At 75.1% G+C, this 15,362-nt stretch carries 10 protein-coding genes; 4 read left to right on the top strand and 6 right to left on the bottom strand.

What is annotated here, in order from left to right; genetic code table 11:
- Nucleotides 1-96: 96 nt before the first annotated feature.
- Nucleotides 97-1,266: a S8 family peptidase gene (locus tag ACQP2P_RS36515; RefSeq protein ID WP_433608798.1), complete on the bottom strand. Its 1,170-nt coding sequence runs from the start codon at nt 1,264-1,266 to the stop codon at nt 97-99.
- A gap of 95 nt (nt 1,267-1,361) precedes the next feature.
- Between ACQP2P_RS36515 and ACQP2P_RS36510 the strand changes: the two genes are divergently transcribed.
- Nucleotides 1,362-3,977, top strand: coding sequence for a CHAT domain-containing protein (locus ACQP2P_RS36510; protein WP_433608796.1), 2,616 nt, complete (start codon nt 1,362-1,364; stop codon nt 3,975-3,977).
- A gap of 87 nt (nt 3,978-4,064) precedes the next feature.
- A complete protein-coding gene (locus ACQP2P_RS36505; protein WP_433608794.1) occupies nt 4,065-7,244 on the top strand; it encodes a hypothetical protein in 3,180 nt (1,059 codons plus the stop codon).
- Between the two features lie 701 nt (nt 7,245-7,945).
- Here ACQP2P_RS36505 and ACQP2P_RS36500 read toward each other — a convergent pair.
- From ACQP2P_RS36500 to ACQP2P_RS36485, 4 genes are all read right to left on the bottom strand, one after another.
- Nucleotides 7,946-8,362 carry a hypothetical protein gene (locus ACQP2P_RS36500; RefSeq protein WP_433608792.1) on the bottom strand — a complete coding sequence of 139 codons (417 nt, stop codon included), beginning with the start codon at nt 8,360-8,362 and terminating at the stop codon, nt 7,946-7,948.
- Nucleotides 8,363-8,501: 139 nt separating this feature from the next.
- A complete protein-coding gene (locus ACQP2P_RS36495; protein ID WP_433608790.1) occupies nt 8,502-9,512 on the bottom strand; it encodes an SDR family oxidoreductase in 1,011 nt (336 codons plus the stop codon).
- A gap of 311 nt (nt 9,513-9,823) precedes the next feature.
- A complete protein-coding gene (locus tag ACQP2P_RS36490; protein WP_433608788.1) occupies nt 9,824-10,330 on the bottom strand; it encodes a hypothetical protein in 507 nt (168 codons plus the stop codon).
- Nucleotides 10,331-10,377: 47 nt separating this feature from the next.
- Nucleotides 10,378-11,538 (bottom strand): DUF2786 domain-containing protein, encoded by a 1,161-nt coding sequence (locus ACQP2P_RS36485; RefSeq protein WP_433608786.1) that lies wholly within the window; start codon nt 11,536-11,538, stop codon nt 10,378-10,380.
- A 220-nt stretch (nt 11,539-11,758) separates the two neighbouring features.
- Between ACQP2P_RS36485 and ACQP2P_RS36480 the strand changes: the two genes are divergently transcribed.
- On the top strand, nt 11,759-12,724 hold the full coding sequence (locus ACQP2P_RS36480; RefSeq protein ID WP_433608784.1) for a chitosanase: 966 nt from the start codon (nt 11,759-11,761) through the stop codon (nt 12,722-12,724).
- A gap of 465 nt (nt 12,725-13,189) precedes the next feature.
- Nucleotides 13,190-14,113: a hypothetical protein gene (locus ACQP2P_RS36475; RefSeq protein ID WP_433608782.1), complete on the top strand. Its 924-nt coding sequence runs from the start codon at nt 13,190-13,192 to the stop codon at nt 14,111-14,113.
- Here the strand turns inward: ACQP2P_RS36475 and ACQP2P_RS36470 are convergent.
- Complete coding sequence (locus tag ACQP2P_RS36470; protein WP_433608780.1) at nt 14,103-15,317, bottom strand: MFS transporter; 1,215 nt, start codon at nt 15,315-15,317, stop codon at nt 14,103-14,105. The genes ACQP2P_RS36475 and ACQP2P_RS36470 overlap by 11 nt on opposite strands.
- Nucleotides 15,318-15,362 lie beyond the last annotated feature (45 nt).

The raw sequence follows: 15,362 nt of genomic DNA, 5'->3' as shown, positions 1-15,362 counted from the left end.
TCCGGTCGTTCCGGGGTTGTGCGGAGGTGCGCGGCGCGGCCCACACCGGGCGCTGCGGTTCGCCGCCCGCAGCGCCCTCCCCCGTGCGATCCTCGCTCAGCGCAGCGAGGGGAACCCGCCCAGCTGCTGCTGCGAGGCCTCCGCCCGCACCTGGTCCGCCGCCGCCACCACGGACCCGGCCGCCGCCGTGCGCTCGACCAGGGCCGCCACCACCTTCGGCGTCGCGAACGAGGTCCCGCTCCACGCCGCCCAGCCCGACGCGAAGCCCGGGTGGTGGATGAAGGTGCTGACGATGTCCGCGCCCGGCGCCACCAGGCTCACCCACGGCCCGCGGTTGCTCCAGTCGCAGACCCCGTTGCCGTCGTGCGCCGCCACCGCGAGGATCTGCCCCGCCCACGGCGAGCCGCTCGCGGCGAACGCCGCCGGCCAGAACGGGCGGTCGTGGACGCCGTCGTTGCCCGCCGCCGCGACGACGACCCGCCCGGTGCCGGACAGGAAGGTCGACAGCGCCGCCGAGAGGATCGCCGGCGGCTGGTCGCCGACCGAGAACCCGCCGAGCGAAAGGTTCAGCACGTCGACGTCGGTGAGCCCGGTGATCGCGGCGGCCAGGTCGGCCTCGGTGCACATGCCGAAGCTGTCGAGCACCTTCACGATGCGGATCTGCGCGGCGTCGGTGCCCTGCACCACGACCCCCGCGATGAAGTTCGCGTGCCCGACGTCGGAGTCGAGCTCGCCGTCGTTGTCGCCGTCGAGGACGGTCTCGACGTTCTCCGCCGTGGCCGAGTAGCAGCCGGCCGGGAGCGGGCTGTCGACGTACACCCCGGTGTCCATCACAACGACCCGGACGGACGATGCACCTCCGGCCGAAGGGGCGAGCTTGGACGGGGGAGCATCGGCGGCCACGGGCGGGCCGAACGGGCCGCCGTGCTCGTGCGGGGTCGACAGGAACACGTGGTTCGGGCCGACGACGGCGTCGGGCAGCTGGCCACGCAGCTGGCGGACGGCGGCCGCGATGTCGAGCCCGCGGGTCTTGAGCCGGCGCAGCCCCGGGTGCGGCTCGTCCTCCTTGATGTCGCTGGACCGGTGGCCGAGGCCGGCCAGGGTGCGGTGCGCGATCCCGGCCCCGTGGTCGGAGACCAGGATCTCGTCGGCGACGAAGCGCACCGGCCGGCCGGACTGTACTTCGGTGCGCAACCACGGCAAGGTGGACAGGCGCTCGGTGCGGACCTGCTCCCACCGTCGAAGACGATCATTCGGTACGGACATGAATGCTCCCCAAAACGGATCAACAATGAGGCCGGTGACATGAGTCGCGCTCCGGGCCCCGTGATACACATCCGAGCCTTTGGCAGGATGCAACCATGACGGCAGCGTCCGTGCTCCCCGCCGCCGACGACGAGCTGGCGCAGCGGCTGCTCCCGATTGTCATGGCGGACCCGGGCAAGGCCAAGCATCTCGCCGAGGCGGCGCTGCGTGACGCCCGCCGCGACGGCGACCCGGGCCGCGAGGCGGTGGCCCTGCGCGCCCTCGGCCTGGTGGCCCGCGCCCGCCACGACGCCGCCGGGGCCGCCCGGCATCTTCGCGCCTCGATGAGCGTCGCCCGCCGCCACGGGCTCAAGGTCCACGAGGCCGAGGCCCGCATGAGCCACGCCCTGATCCTCGACGACCTCGGCCGCCCGAGCGCCGCCCTCAAGGAGATCGACCGGGCGGTCGCGGAGCTGCACGGCCCCCGGCGCGCCCGCGCGACCATGCAGCGGGCCCTCATCCTGCGCCGGCTCGGCTTCGACCATCAGGCCATGGAGCTCTACCGCGGCGCCCTGCGCGCCTTCCGCACCACCGGCGACCAGGTGTGGGAGGCGCGGACCCTCACCAACCGCGGCGTCCTGCACGGCTTCCGCGGCAACCTCAAGCAGGCCGAGGCCGACCTGCGCGCCGCCCAGGCGCTCTACAACCGGCTCGGCATGGCCACCGCCGCCGCCCAGGTGGAGCACAACCTCGGCTTCGTCGCGGCCCAGGCCGGCGACGTGCCCACCGCCCTGGCCCGCTACGACCGGGCCCACGACCGGCTGTGGAGCACCGGCGTCGACGCGGTCAGCCTGCTCGACCGCGCCGACCTGCTGCTGTCGGTGCGGCTGCTGCCCGAGGCCGACGCCGCGATCCGGGCCGCCATCGACGCCTGCACCGACGGCCACCTCGACTCGGTGCTCGGCCAGGCCCACCTCATGCTCGCCCGGCACGGCCTCGCCGCCGGCACCCCGGACGAGTCGAAGACCGCGGCCGCCACCGCGCGCCGGGTGTTCCAGCGCCAGGGGCGCAGCGTGTGGATGGCCCGCGCCCGGGTCGCCGAGCTCGCGGCCGTCGTCGCGCTCGGCAAGGCCAACCGCGGCACCCTGCGCGACCTGCGCACCGTCGCCGCGCACCTGCTCGAGGCCGGCTGGCTGCAGCCCGGCTGGGACGCGCTGCTCGACGCCGCCCAGCTCGCGGTCGACCTCGGCGAGCTCTACACGGCCCGCGAGCTGCTCACCGAAGCGGGCGGCGCCGCCAAGCTCGGCCCGGCCCCGCTGCGGGTGCGGTGGTGGCACATCCGCGCCCGCCTGGAGCTCGCCTCCGGCGCCGTCGCGGAGTCGGTGCGGGCGGCCACCTCCGGCCTGCGCCAGGCCGACGCCTACCGGGCCAGCCTCGGCGCCACCGAGCTGCGCGTGCGCGGCAGTGCGGAGACGGCGGCCCTGGCCGGCCTGCGGCTGCGGCTCGCCCTGGTCCACGGCGGACCGGCCTCCGCCCTGGCCTGGGCCCAGCGATGCCGCGCCGCCGCCCTCTCCCTGCCGCCGACGCACCCGTCCACCGACCCGGTCGTCGCCCGGCACCTGACCGAGCTGCGCCGGATCAACGGCGAGCTCGCCGCGGCCCCGACGGGACCCCAGCGCACCAGCCGGCTGCTGCGGCGGCAGCGCGTGCTGGAGGCCGAGATCCGCCGCCGCTCGTGGCGTGCGCCCGGTTCTTCGCCCAACGCTGTGGAGTTGTCCCTCCCCACGCTGGCCACGGCGCTGGGGGAGCGGGTGCTCGTCGAACTGCTGGACATCGACGGGCGCCTGCATGCCCTCGTCGTGCGCGGGCGCAGGGTCACGCATCGCATCGTCGGCGAGATCGAGGCGGTGCGAGCCGAGCTGGAGTCGCTGAGGTTCGCCCTGCACAACCAGGTGCTGGGACACGCCGCGGGTGGCGAGCGACTCGAGCGGCGCGCCGAGGTGCTCGACCGGCTCCTGCTGGGCCCGCTCGCCGATCTGCTCGGCGACGGGCCGCTGGTCCTGGTGCCGACCGGAGCCCTCCACGCGCTGCCGTGGGGAATGCTACCCCGCCTCCGCGGGCGCTCACTGACCGTCGCACCCTCCGCGACGATATGGTTGCGCTGCGCGACATCGTCCACTGTGGACGGCAAGCTGGTGCTGGTGGGAGCCCATTCGGCGGAGCAGGCGGCCGACGAGGTGCGGGAGATCGCCGCGGACCGTGCGGGCGCCACGGTGCTGGCCGGCGACCGGGCGCGGGTCGAGCCCGCCCTGACCGCGCTGGACGGGGCCGCGATCGGGCACATCGCCGCGCACGGGGAGTTCCGGGTGGACAACCCGCTGTTCTCGTTCCTCATGCTCGCCGACGGGCCGCTCACGGTGTACGACCTCACCGCCCTGCGACGCCCGCCCGGCCTGCTGGTGCTGTCCGGCTGCGACACCGGCCTGGCCGCCGTGCACCCCGGAGACGAGCTCATGGGACTCGTGGCGGCACTGCTGAACATGGGTACCGCCACCGTCATCGCATCCACCGGGCCCGTCGACGACGGGGCCACCCGCCACCTCATGCGCGCCTTCTACGGCCGGCTCGCCACGGGACTCGGCCCGGCCGCCGCGCTCGCCGCGGCCCAGGCCGCCGCCGGGCCCCGCGACCGGGCCAGCGCGGAGAGTTTCGTCTGTTTCGGCGCCGGCTGAGCGGGCGAGTCACCACGCCAGCACGCACAGTCATGCCCGGGTGATCACTCTCGGAATTTGTCGGACCCCGGGCCTACGATGCCGAACGTGACCCGACGACGTGCTCGCATCCCGCTCACCGCCCTGGTGGTGCTGCTGATGCTGGGCGCGCTCGTGGCCTTGGGCGTCGGCGGGGCCCTCGGCCTGCGCTTCGACCGGGCCGCGATCCCGGTGGAGCGCTCCGCCGTCGCCGAGGTCGGCCCGGCCGCGCCCGTCGCGATCGCGTCGATCTCGGTGCCGTCCTCGCCCCGGCTCAGCCTGGCGGCCACGGCGGTCGCCGACGCTCTCGTGGCCCGCGGGAGCGCCCGGCCGGTGATCGGCGCCGACGGTCCGGCCGATTTGACGGTACATGTGGATGAGGCCATTCCCGCGGGCTCCTACCGCCTCGACGAGCCCCTCGCGCTCACCGGCGGCGACGAGACCGGTGCCGCCTCCGGGCTCTACGCACTGGCCGACCGCATCCGCTCGGGCGAGCCGCCGCTGCCCGAGGACCGGCGGGGCGAGGTCGTCAAGCCCCGCCTCGGGCTGAGGCTCACCGACGCCGGCTCGGTCGGCCGCGAGCCCGACGTCGCCGCGTTCGCCGCGGGCACCGACTACTCGCTCAACACCGACGTCGTCGGCGGCGCCCTGCTGCCGGCCGCGCCGTGGGTCGACCAGGTCGCCGTCGAGCGGATCTCCCGGCAGTTCCACCAGTTCGTCGACCACTCGCTCGCCCAGGGGTACAACGCCGTGGTCCTGCCCGGCTTCCTGGAATACCTCGCGTTCAGCCGGGTCGGCGACGGGCACGCGGTCTATCCCCGCGACGACTCGCACATCGCCCGCGCCGAGGCGCTCACCGCCGCCTTCGCGCCCGTGTTCCGCTACGCCGCCGACATGGGCATGAAGGTCTACCTGCTCACCGACATGCTCGCGCTGTCGCCCCCGCTGCAGCGCTACCTGGAGCGGACCTACGGCGGCCTGAAGGTCGAGGATCCGCACTTCTGGCGGGTCTACGCGCTGGGCCTGGCCGAGCTCTTCGAGCGCATGCCGTTCGTCGGCGGGCTCATGATCCGCGTGGGCGAGGGCGGCGACGTCTACAAGCAGCCCGGCTGGGACTACGCGTCGCGGATCGCGGTCACCACCCCGCGGGCCGTGCGCACCATGCTCGATACGCTGCTGCAGGCCGCGGGCGAGGCCGGCCGCGACATCATCTTCCGCACCTGGACCGTCGGCGTCGGCGCGGTCGGTGACCTGCACACCGACCCGGCCGCCTACGAACAGGTCCTCGGCGACTTCGACAACGCGCACCTGATCGTGTCGACGAAGTACACGCTCGGCGACTTCTACAGCCACCTGCCGTTCAACGCGACGCTGGAGGTCGGCGCGCAGCGGCGCATCGTGGAGTTCCAGTCGCGGCGGGAGTTCGAGGCGTTCGGCTCGCTGCCCAACGACCTGACCGGCCTGCACCAGCAGGCCCTGCAGCGCTTTCTCGCCGCCAACCCCCACGTCGAGGGCGTGTGGACCTGGACCCAGGACGGCGGTCCGCTGCGCGCCGGGCCGATGACGCTCCTGCTGCGTTCGGGCTTCTGGCAGCTGTACGACCTCAACTCCTACGCCCTCGGCCGGCTCGCCTGGGACCCGGCGATCCCGGCGGCCCGGATCACCGCCGACTGGGCCCGGCAGACCTTCTCCGACGACCCGGCGACCGTCACCGCGATCTGCCGCATGATGTCGATGTCCCGTGAGGCGGTCACCAAGGGTCTCTACCTGGGCCCCTACGCCGACGACAAGGTCGAGGCGCTCGGCCTCGAACCCCCGCCGATGATGTGGATCTTCGAGTGGGACATCGTCACCGGTGACTCCGCGGCGCTGGACAGCATCTACGCCGTCAGCCGCGACCACCTCGAGCAGGCCATCGCCGAGGGCGACCGCGCCGTGGCCCTGGCCGCCTCGATGCACGAGACGATCGCGGCCACCGACCCGGTGACGTGGCGCGACGCGACGCTGCGGGCGAAACTGCTCGACACCCTCGCCTACGAGACGGACCTGTTCCGCACCCTCGGCGCCTACCGCGCCATGGTCCTGCGGCACGCCCAGTGGCTCGACACCGGCTCGGCGTCGGCGCGCACGGCGTGGCAGGACGCGGAGGGGCGGTATCGCGCGGCCCGCGACGCGCACACGGCGCGCTACGGCGGGGACGTGGACCTGCCGGCGTACAACTTCACCGCCGCCGACATCGGCGCGGCCCGCGCCGACCGCGACCCCCTGATGGCCGTGCTGGCCCGGATCCTGCTCGGCCTCGTGGTGCTCCTGCTGCTCGTCGGCGCCGTCGGCCGCTCCACCGGGATGCGCGCGCTCTGGCTCGGCGCGACCCGCCCGTGGCGCCTGGCCGATCTCGCACCGCTGCCGAGCCGCCTCGACCGCCTGCTCGTGATCGCGATCCCGGTCGCCGCCCTCATGCTGTCCCGGCTCGTCTACACGTGGTTCGCCGCGCCCGCCCACCTCGTGGTCAGCCTGGGCGGCTGGCTGCTGTTCGCCCTGACCGCACGGGTCCTGGCCGGCCGCCGCGACCCGTTCCACCTGTGGGCCGCCATCGGCGGCGTGGCCATGCTGCGCACCGTGATCCTGCTGACCGCGATGATCCTGCGCGGCCCCGGCGGCTACTGGTTCGCCTTCTGGACCGACCCGGTGCGCCGCTCGGTGTACGTCGCCATCGCCTTCGCCGCGTTCGCCTGGCTCTTCGTCGCCGTGGCCCTGGTCCTGCGCGACCGCTACTCGCTGCCCCGCCGCCGGGCGACGGCCGTGGTGCTGGCCGGCGTCGGCGTGCCCCTCGTCGTGCTGGGCGGGCTGGTGTCGTTCCTCGGCCTGGAGCGCGCCCTGACCATCTGGAACGACCAGATGGCCCTGCTGCCGTGGGGCTTGTCGCGAATCCTCGGCATCACGGTGTATCTGGGCATCCCCACCTACCTGCCCGAGGCGGCCGTGGCCCTGGGCGCGGTCCTGCTCGGCGCGGCGGCCCTGCTGTCGCTGCGCCGCCGCTCGCGCGCCGCCTTCGAACCGCCGCGCCCAGCGCTCCCGTCGGGCCCGTCGGGCCGCCGCTCCCGCAACGCCCCCGACCAGACCGAGGAGGAACCCACGAGCTCCGCGCCGCTGCCGGCGCTGCCTTCCCGCCGCCCCGCCATCCCGCTGCCGACCCGAATCCCGCGACCAGACCGAGACCAGGAACACCGCCCCCGCCACGCCCTCTGACGCCCGCCGCGCAGCGCCACCCGCCGCCGCTGCTCCGCGGGATCGCCACCGGGCCGCGAGGCGGTCATGCCGCGTGGGAGACCTCTTGCCGTGGGCCAAGACGGCACCGAGGGCGGGGCCGCCGCGGGGCGGGACCGAAAGGCGGGGCGGGCCTGCACTGGGTTGAGAAGGCGCGGCCGGGTCGGGACGCTCGCACCGGTCGGCGGCGATGTCTCGGGGTTTCGGTCGGCTCGTCGCCCGCACGGCGACAGGTCGGGGGAGTTGCGGCCGATGGCCGAGGCGCCGGCTGTGCCCCGGCTTCCGTCGCCGCCTGCCTGCTGCTGGTGGCGGGCGGTCGGCTCGTCGCCCGCACGGCGACAGGTCGGGGGAGTTGCGCTCGATGGCCGAGGCGCTGGCTGTGCCCCGGCTTCCGTCGCGGCCTGCCTGCTGCTGGTGGCGGGCGATCGGCGGCTGCGGTGCGAGCCGGTGCCGTGCGGTTCGCGTGGTCGTCGAGCCGAGAGGTCTTGCCGCGGCGCTCGTCACAGGGTGGCGCGGCCGCCCCGTGCGCGGTGGTGGCGCAGCTTTCGCCGTCGGGTGGGGTCAGTTAGCGGCGGATGGCGGCTGTGGCGAGAGCCCAGGTTGTGGTGTCCTCGGCGAGGGTGGCGCCGCCGCCTCGTGCGCGGTGGTGGCGACCCTTCGCCGTCGGGCGGGGGCGGGGTCAGTTAGCGGCGGGTGGCGGCCGTGGCAAGGGCCCAGGTCACGGCGTCCTCGGCCAGGGCGGCGGGGAGGGTGGGCCAGTGGCGGTCCTCGGCGTACGCGCGCCAGCGGGCGCCCGCGACGCTTCCGGCCGCCGCGGCCGCCGCCGCCACGAGGGCCGGGGCGATCGGGTTGCTCCCCTCGCGCCGGGCCAGGGCGGCCGCGGCCAGGCCGGCGAAGACGAGGCGTCCGGCCAGGGGAGCGGCCCCCAGGCGGTTCGGGGCGGCCGGCAGCTTGTCGACCACGAACTCGCCGGCCGCCGCGGCGGCGGTCGCCAGTCGTAGCGCCCGGGAGCCGCTGCCGAAGGCCACGGCGGCGGGGGCTGCCAGGCTGCGGCCGCCGGAGGCGATGCCCAGCAGGGCGGAGCGTGCGATCAGCCACATGAGCGTGACGCTACCCGCCACCTGCCTGCGGCAAACGCGGTTCCGGACCACGACGGCCGCCGGGCGCCCGGATCGGTTGGCGGTCCTGGGACCTGCCGCCGGCGCGGGCGGCAGGTCCCAGGCCGGGCTCAGGAGCGTGTCAGCGGCGGCGGGCCACGGCGGCGCCGGCCAGGAGGACCAGGCCCGCGCCGGCCGCGGCCAGCAGGCCGTGGTGCTGCGACGCCCACAGCTGCGGCGCCCGGCGCGTCGCGCGGTCGTCGAAGGCGCCGTGCGCGCCGTAGTCGGTGGTGCGGTCGGCGGGCTCCCAGAGGTTGCGCGGCTGGTTCGGGCTTCGGCGCTGCGACGTCTGCTGCGACTCGTACCCGGTCCGGGCCAGGTACCGGTCCAGCACCCCGGGAATGAACTTGTCCGCGATGAGCGTGCCGACCGTCGAGGCGCCCACCCAGTACTCGCGCCGGCGCGGATGGTCCGCCGCATACACCACGGCCTTCGCGGCGATCTCGGGCTGGTAGATCGGCGGCACCGGCTGGGCGTGCCGGCCCAGGCGGGACAGCACCCAGTCGAACTGCGGCGTGTTCACGGCCGGCATCTGGACCATCGTCACGTGCACGTTGCGCTTGTCGTGCAGCAGCTCGGCGCGCAGAGACTCGTGGAAGCCCTGGATCGCGTGCTTCGCCCCGCAGTACGCGCTCTGCAGCGGGATTCCCCGGTAGGCCAGGGCCGACCCGACCTGCACGATCGTGCCCCGGTCGCGGGGGATCATGCGGTCGAGGGCGGCGCGGGTGCCGTAGACGTAGCCGAGGTACGAGACCTCCGTCACGCGCTTGAACTCGTCCGGCTCGATCTGCATGAACGGGGCGAAGACCGACGTGAACGCGTCGTTGACCCACACGTCGATCGGGCCGAGTTCGCGCTCGACCCGGCTCGCCGCGGCGTCCACGGCGGGCTGGTCGGCGACGTCGACGGGGATCGGCAGCGGCCGCCCGCCCAGCTTGCGCACGTCCTCGGCGGCCGCCTCCAGGCCGGCCTCGCCGCGGGCGAGCAGCGCGACGGAGGCCCCGCGCGCCGCGAACCGGCGCGCCACCGCGCGCCCGATCCCGCCGCTGGCCCCGGTGACGACAACGACCTGCCCAACGCCCTCATGCTCCATGAGCAACGCATACCCGGCGGCAAACCGGGCGTAACAACCGGAGAGCGCTCTCCCCCAAAAGCCCGAGGTGCCGTCTTGACAGGAACGACCACAAGGAGAACTCTTCAGAGAGCGCTCTCTCACCCGAAGAGCGCTCAAGCCTCTCCGCCAAGAGGTCAGCCATGCACCATGCCCGCACGCGCGCCACAGGTCGCCGCGAGTTCCGGGGCGAGCGCCACCCTCGTGTGGACGACCACGCCCTGACCAAGACCCCCTGAGGGCGGGGGAGGCGGGGCCGCGCACACCAGTTGGCGGAGTGCGCGGCCCCGCTCTTAGAACCGCTGCGGGGCGGCGCCGTACTGCAGCGCCTGCATGAACCGCGGGTCGGACTTGGGCACCTCGACGAACTGCCCGTCCTGCGACACGAACGCGCCCGCGACCGTCTGGGCCGCGCTGCGCGCCGCGATGATCAGGCCGACGAGGAAGGCGACCAGGCCCAGCGGGATCATGATCGGCCCGGCGTCGCCGTCGATGGTGGCGACGCCGACGGCGAACAGCACGATGCCGAGCCCGAGCACGGGCAGGCCGATGCCCAGGTTGCGGGCGCGGGCGGCCTTGCACTGCGCGCACCACGGCCAGGCGGGCGCCTGGACGGTCTTGCGCAGGACGGTCACCACGATGACGTACACGATGACGGCCAGCAGGATCAGCACCGGCGTCCAGGCCGGCGGCTTCGAGATCAGCTTCATGCGCTTCATCTCGATCGCCGGCTCGCCATGGCGCGGGCAGACGTGCGGCAGATGGCCGTTGGCGACCTGCGCTGCGGGAATTCTGAGCATGGGCGGGAGGATCCCACGCGATCCGCCCGGCCGCCTCGGACGTTCGATCAGTTCAAGACCGCCCGGTCGGCCGCCTCCCGGCCCGACTCCCAGCCCTCGCGGCTGTCGACCCGGCTCCCGCGCCCGCGCACGGTGCGCGGGAACACCCGCGCCATCGTCTCGCGCACCTGCTCGTCGCGGGAGCGCAGCACCGGCAGCAGGTCGCTCGCCGCGGCCGCCTCCTCGATCGCCAGCTCCGTCGCGTGGGCCAGCCGCTCACCGATGCGCACCGCGTACGCGACGAGGAACGACTGGCGGAACGTCTTGAGCCGCGCCCGGCCCGCCTTGCCGCCCGGCGGCTCGGCCTTCGCCATGGCCCGCCCGGCCTGCACGAGCAGCGAGGTGTAGAGCAGGTCGACGGCGTCGATGTCCGCGTCGAACCCGAACACCGTGGTGAAGCCGAGGTCGGGCGACCACACGGTGTGGCAGCGGTTCGCCTGCGCCACGGCGCTGAGCAGCGAGGCCTTCTCGCCCTCGTACGGGTGGTCGACCCCGATCCGCCGCGCGAACGGCACCACCTCGGCGCCGCCCTCGCGCCCGGCCAGCAGCGCCTCGTCGATCGCGTGACGGGCGATGAGCTCCTGCGCCTTCGCCGTGTACGTCTCGGCCTCGGCCGGGTAGCCGGTCGACTCGGCCTTGGCCAGCAGCGCCCGCACCCGGTCGAGCAGCCGCTCGTCGACCCTCGACGCGCTGGGGCGGCGTCTCGGGGCAGACCCCGGCGGCGGTACCAGCACCTCGATCGCCGGCAGCTCGGCGAGCACGACGAGCAGGCCGACGAGATCGTCGACGACGGAGATCCGGTCGAGCCGGCGCCGGGCCGCGAGCTCGCCGACATAGCGCGCGTCGGCGCTCCACCACACCTTCGCCGCGAGCTCGTCGGCCTGGGCGAGCCAGCGGTCGTCGACGCTCTTGCGCTCGTAGCGCCGCAGCAGCCCGGCGATCCCGTCCACGACGGCATGGGCGAGCAACGGCCGGTCCGTCCCGCCGCGGCGCACCACGACCCGGTGCAGCTCGGCCGGCTGCCACCCGCCCCGCACGAGCCGGGCGACGGCGTCGGCGACCGCGGCGAACAGGGCGGGGTCGACGTCGGCGGCGGGGGCGACGGCGAGGAGGTCGAGCCCGTCGTCGTAGGCCACCGCCCCGCGCACGAGGTCGTCGATCTGCTTCACCGCGCCAAGGCTACTGGCCGAGGTTCGCGGGCTCGTGCGCCCACGGTCAGGCCGTCGCCCGCTACGGGCCGGCGGGGCCGCTTCCTTTAGCCGTGTCACCCGGAAGTGATGCGGCGGGCTGAGGCTTGCCTGAAATCCAGCTTTAGCGCGCAGTCAGCGGACCCTCACGCGTGGTCCGATCCTTCCGTCGCAACCGTGAGGCCGGGAGGGTCCGATGCACATGTCTCGCAGGCTCGCCGGGTGGCTCGCCGCCGCCGGGGTGCTCGTCGCGCTGCCGCTCGCCGTCTGGGCCGACGCCGGCGCCGAGGCCGCCACGGAGGCGCTGCTGCCGGCGAGCCGGCCGGCCGAGGCTTCTTCGGGCGACGCCTCCGCCCCGCGCCGCCCCGGCCGCGCCTCGCAGGCGGCCCCGGTGAGCACCTCCGGCGCCCCGCGCCCGTCGAGGCCCGCGAACCCCCGCACGGCCACGGCGACGGCCGCGGGCACCGGCCTGGCCGACCCGCGCAAGAAGGAGATCGCCATGCAGCTGGTCTCCTCGGCCGAGAACTCGAGCCTGGACTGGAAGGCCCAGTACCGCTACATCGAGGACATCAACGACGGCCGCGGCTACACCGGCGGCATCATCGGCTTCTGCTCCGGCACCGGCGACATGCTGGACCTCGTCGAGGCGTACACGGCGCGCGTCCCCGGCAACCCGCTCGCGAGGTTCCTGCCCGCGCTGCGCAAGGTCGACGGCACCGACTCCCACGCCGGCCTCGACGGCTTCCCGGAGGCCTGGCGCTCGGCCGCGGCCGACCCCGCGTTCACGAAGGCCCAGGACGACGAGCGCGACCGCGTGTACTTCGACCCCGCCGTGACCCAGGCGAAGTCCGACGGCCTCGGCGTGCTGGGCCAGTTCGCGTACTACGACGCGATGGTCATGCACGGCCCCGGCCCCGGCGCGGACAGCTTCGGCGGCATCCGCAAGGCGGCGCTGGCCAGGGCGAAGTCCCCGGCGCAGGGCGGCGACGAGGCCGCGTACCTGACCGCGTTCCTGGACGCGCGCGCCGCGGCGATGCGCACGGAGGCCGCGCACAGCGACACGAGCCGCGTGGACACCGCCCAGCGCCAGTTCCTCCGCGACGGCAACCTGGATCTGCACACGCCGCTCGCGTGGAAGGTGTACGGGGAGAGCTACCGCATTCCCTGAGATCCATGACTCGGGTCCGCGTCACGATCTGACCGTTGCTCCCGCCAGACAAATGGGCGGGCCCGAGGGCCTTCGGCCGGAGGGGCCCGCCCAGCCAGGTCCGCGGTGCCAAGAACCGGATGTGCCGGGCGCTGGCGCGCCCGGCACATCCGACATTTCGTATATGTGCAGAGGGGTCGTATGCGGCGCCGGGGCTGCGCGAAGCGTTCGATTTCGACGTCGGCGGGGTGGGGGGTCGCCGCCCGCGCCGCGCTCGCCGCCGGCCGGCCCGGGCCGTCAGGTGGCCGTTGACCACCCGGCGCATCGATCCCGTCCCGGGCCGTGATCGGCAAGCGCCGGGCGCCCCTTTGCGCGGGTGCGTACGATCGCTGGCGTGGCGCTGGCGATCTTCGATCTCACTGCATCCCCGCGCGCGGCGGACGCGCCCGCGCGCCGGGCCCGGCTCGGTGCCGGCGGGCCGTCGCGATGACCGCCCCCGAACCCCTGGAGCTGTGCACCGAGGCGCTGGCCACCGCCCGCGTGCAGGGCCTGAGCGCCGACGCCCCGATCCACGCGCTCGCCGCCACCCTGGGCGCCGAGTTCACCGAGCACACGGACCTCGACGGCCTGTACCGCGACTTCGGCGACGTCGAGGTCCACTACGAGCGCCTCGGCCCCGACGAGCCGTGGCAGGGCCGCTTCATGGTCGTGCGGGCCGACCGGCTCCCGGCCCGGGTCCGCCTCGACGATCTGCGGGAGGAGCTGCGCCGGGTCGGCCAGAGCCTGGTCCAGCTGCCCGCGACCCGGGCCGGCGCCACCGACCAGACCCTGCGGGCGCCCCTGAGCGGCTCGACCGTCACCGTGGCCGACGACGGCACCGTCATCGCGATCGCCGCGCCCGTCTGGCCCGTGCCCGACCTCCCGGCCCTGCCCGAGTCCCGCTGGCGCGCGGTCTGCGAGAGCCTGTCCCTGCTGCTCCCGCTGTCGCGCACCGAGCGCGCCGAGTGGCTCGCCGACCGGGTCCCGGACACCTCCGAGGCCGCCGACTGGTGGACCTCCCTGCTGCACCCGCTCGCCACCCTGCGCTTCGGCGACCCCGACCACGCGGCCGACTGGGCCGGCCTGGAGCTGTGGCTGCTCGACCAGGCCGCCGACGCGGGCGTGTGGCCCCGCGACGAGTGGGTCTGGCGCTGGATGTGGTTCGTGCGCAGCCTGACCGCCCGCGCCGCCGGGCCCCACGCCGCCGACCTCACCCGGCTGAGCCTGGCCAACCTGCCGATGACGGTCGCGCAGCTGCACGCCCTGCCCCCGGACTGGCGCGCCCTGACCGCCGCCGACCTGCGCCGGGCCCGGACCGCCCGCGCGCTGCTGTCCGTCGCCACCGCCTACGGCGCGCGGGTCATGGGCTGACCTCGGCGCGGCGATGCCCCGCGGCCGGTGGACCGGCCGGCCCTGACGGCCCGGACGGCTGCGTGAACAAGTACCCCGCGCACAGCACGAGCACCGCCGCGATGGTCGCCAGCAGCGCCTGGTAGCCGGCGACGGCGATCAGCCCGGCCCCGAGCGCGATCGACGCGGTCTGCGGCACGGTCACCGCCATGGTCGCGGCCGCGAAGACCCGGCCCTGCATCCCGTCGGGCGTGGCGCGCTGCAGGCGGGTGGTGAACCCGACCGTCAGCCAGGGCAGGCTGATGCCGAACAGCGCGGCCCCGGGCAGTACCGCCGCATGGGCCGGAACCGCCTGCAGCAGCGCCCCCGCCGCCCCGGCCAGCATGCCCGCGGCCATCAGGCGCGCCTCGCCCAGCCGCCGCACCAGCGGTGCCGCGCTCGGCCCGCCCACCAGCGCCCCCGCCCCCTGCACGGCGGCGAGCACCCCGACGAAGGCGGGGGAGCGGTGCAGCCCCTGCCCGGCGACCGCGAACACCGTGGTCTCGCTGAAGCCGAAGACGCACAGCGCGCCCGCCGCCGCCAACACCACGGGCCGCAGCCGGGGCGAGCGCGCGATGAACCCGAGGCCGCCGCCCCCGCCCGCGAGCCGCTGCGGCCGCCGCTCCTCGACCCGCAGGCGCAGCAGGCAGGCGATCGGCACGGCGCAGCTGACCACGTCGACCAGCACCGCCGCCTTCGGCCCGGCCGCCACGAACAGCCCGGCCCCGAGCAGCGGCCCGACCAGGCGCAGCGACTCCTGGGCGGTGCGCAGCAGGCCGTTGGCGTCGGCGAGCAGGTCGCGGGGGACGATCGAGACCAGCAGGGCGGACTGCGCCGGGATGAGCAGGGTGTACGCCGCGCCGCACAGCGCCATCGAGCAGTACACGAGCCAGATCCGGGCCGGGCCGTCCACGGCCAGCAGTGGCAGGACGGCCGCCCCGGCCGCGGCGTTGGCCCAGATGAGCAGCGGGCGGCGGCGGAACCGGTCGACCAGCGCTCCGGCCAGGGGGCCGAGCAGCGCCGGGGCGGTGAAGCAGAGGAACACCAGGCCGGCCGCCGCGTTGCTCCCGGTGAGCGTCTTGACCCACACGCTCATGGCCAGCCACAGGGTCGAGTCGCCGAGCAGTGAGACCGTCTGCCCGAGCAGATACGTCCGGGCCGCCGGCACGGCGAGCAGGCGCCTCACCCGCGCGCGTTCTCGATCGGCATGACTCGATGGACGCGCGCGGAG

The sequence above is a fragment of the Dactylosporangium sp. CA-139114 genome, assembly GCF_050955725.1.
Lineage (GTDB): Bacteria > Actinomycetota > Actinomycetes > Mycobacteriales > Micromonosporaceae > Dactylosporangium.
Note: the sequence above shows the minus strand (reverse complement) of the source record. Positions and strands in the feature narration are given on the sequence as shown.

What these genes read in the sequence shown, in the direction of transcription:
- ACQP2P_RS36495 (WP_433608790.1), bottom strand. Translation starts at nt 9,512, where the DNA reads ATGGAGCATGAGGGCGTTGGGCAGGTCGTTGTCGTCACCGGGGCCAGC.
- ACQP2P_RS36515 (WP_433608798.1), bottom strand. Translation starts at nt 1,266, where the DNA reads ATGTCCGTACCGAATGATCGTCTTCGACGGTGGGAGCAGGTCCGCACC.
- ACQP2P_RS36490 (WP_433608788.1), bottom strand. Translation starts at nt 10,330, where the DNA reads ATGCTCAGAATTCCCGCAGCGCAGGTCGCCAACGGCCATCTGCCGCAC.
- ACQP2P_RS36475 (WP_433608782.1), top strand. Translation starts at nt 13,190, where the DNA reads ATGACCGCCCCCGAACCCCTGGAGCTGTGCACCGAGGCGCTGGCCACC.
- ACQP2P_RS36480 (WP_433608784.1), top strand. Translation starts at nt 11,759, where the DNA reads ATGTCTCGCAGGCTCGCCGGGTGGCTCGCCGCCGCCGGGGTGCTCGTC.
- ACQP2P_RS36500 (WP_433608792.1), bottom strand. Translation starts at nt 8,362, where the DNA reads ATGTGGCTGATCGCACGCTCCGCCCTGCTGGGCATCGCCTCCGGCGGC.
- ACQP2P_RS36510 (WP_433608796.1), top strand. Translation starts at nt 1,362, where the DNA reads ATGACGGCAGCGTCCGTGCTCCCCGCCGCCGACGACGAGCTGGCGCAG.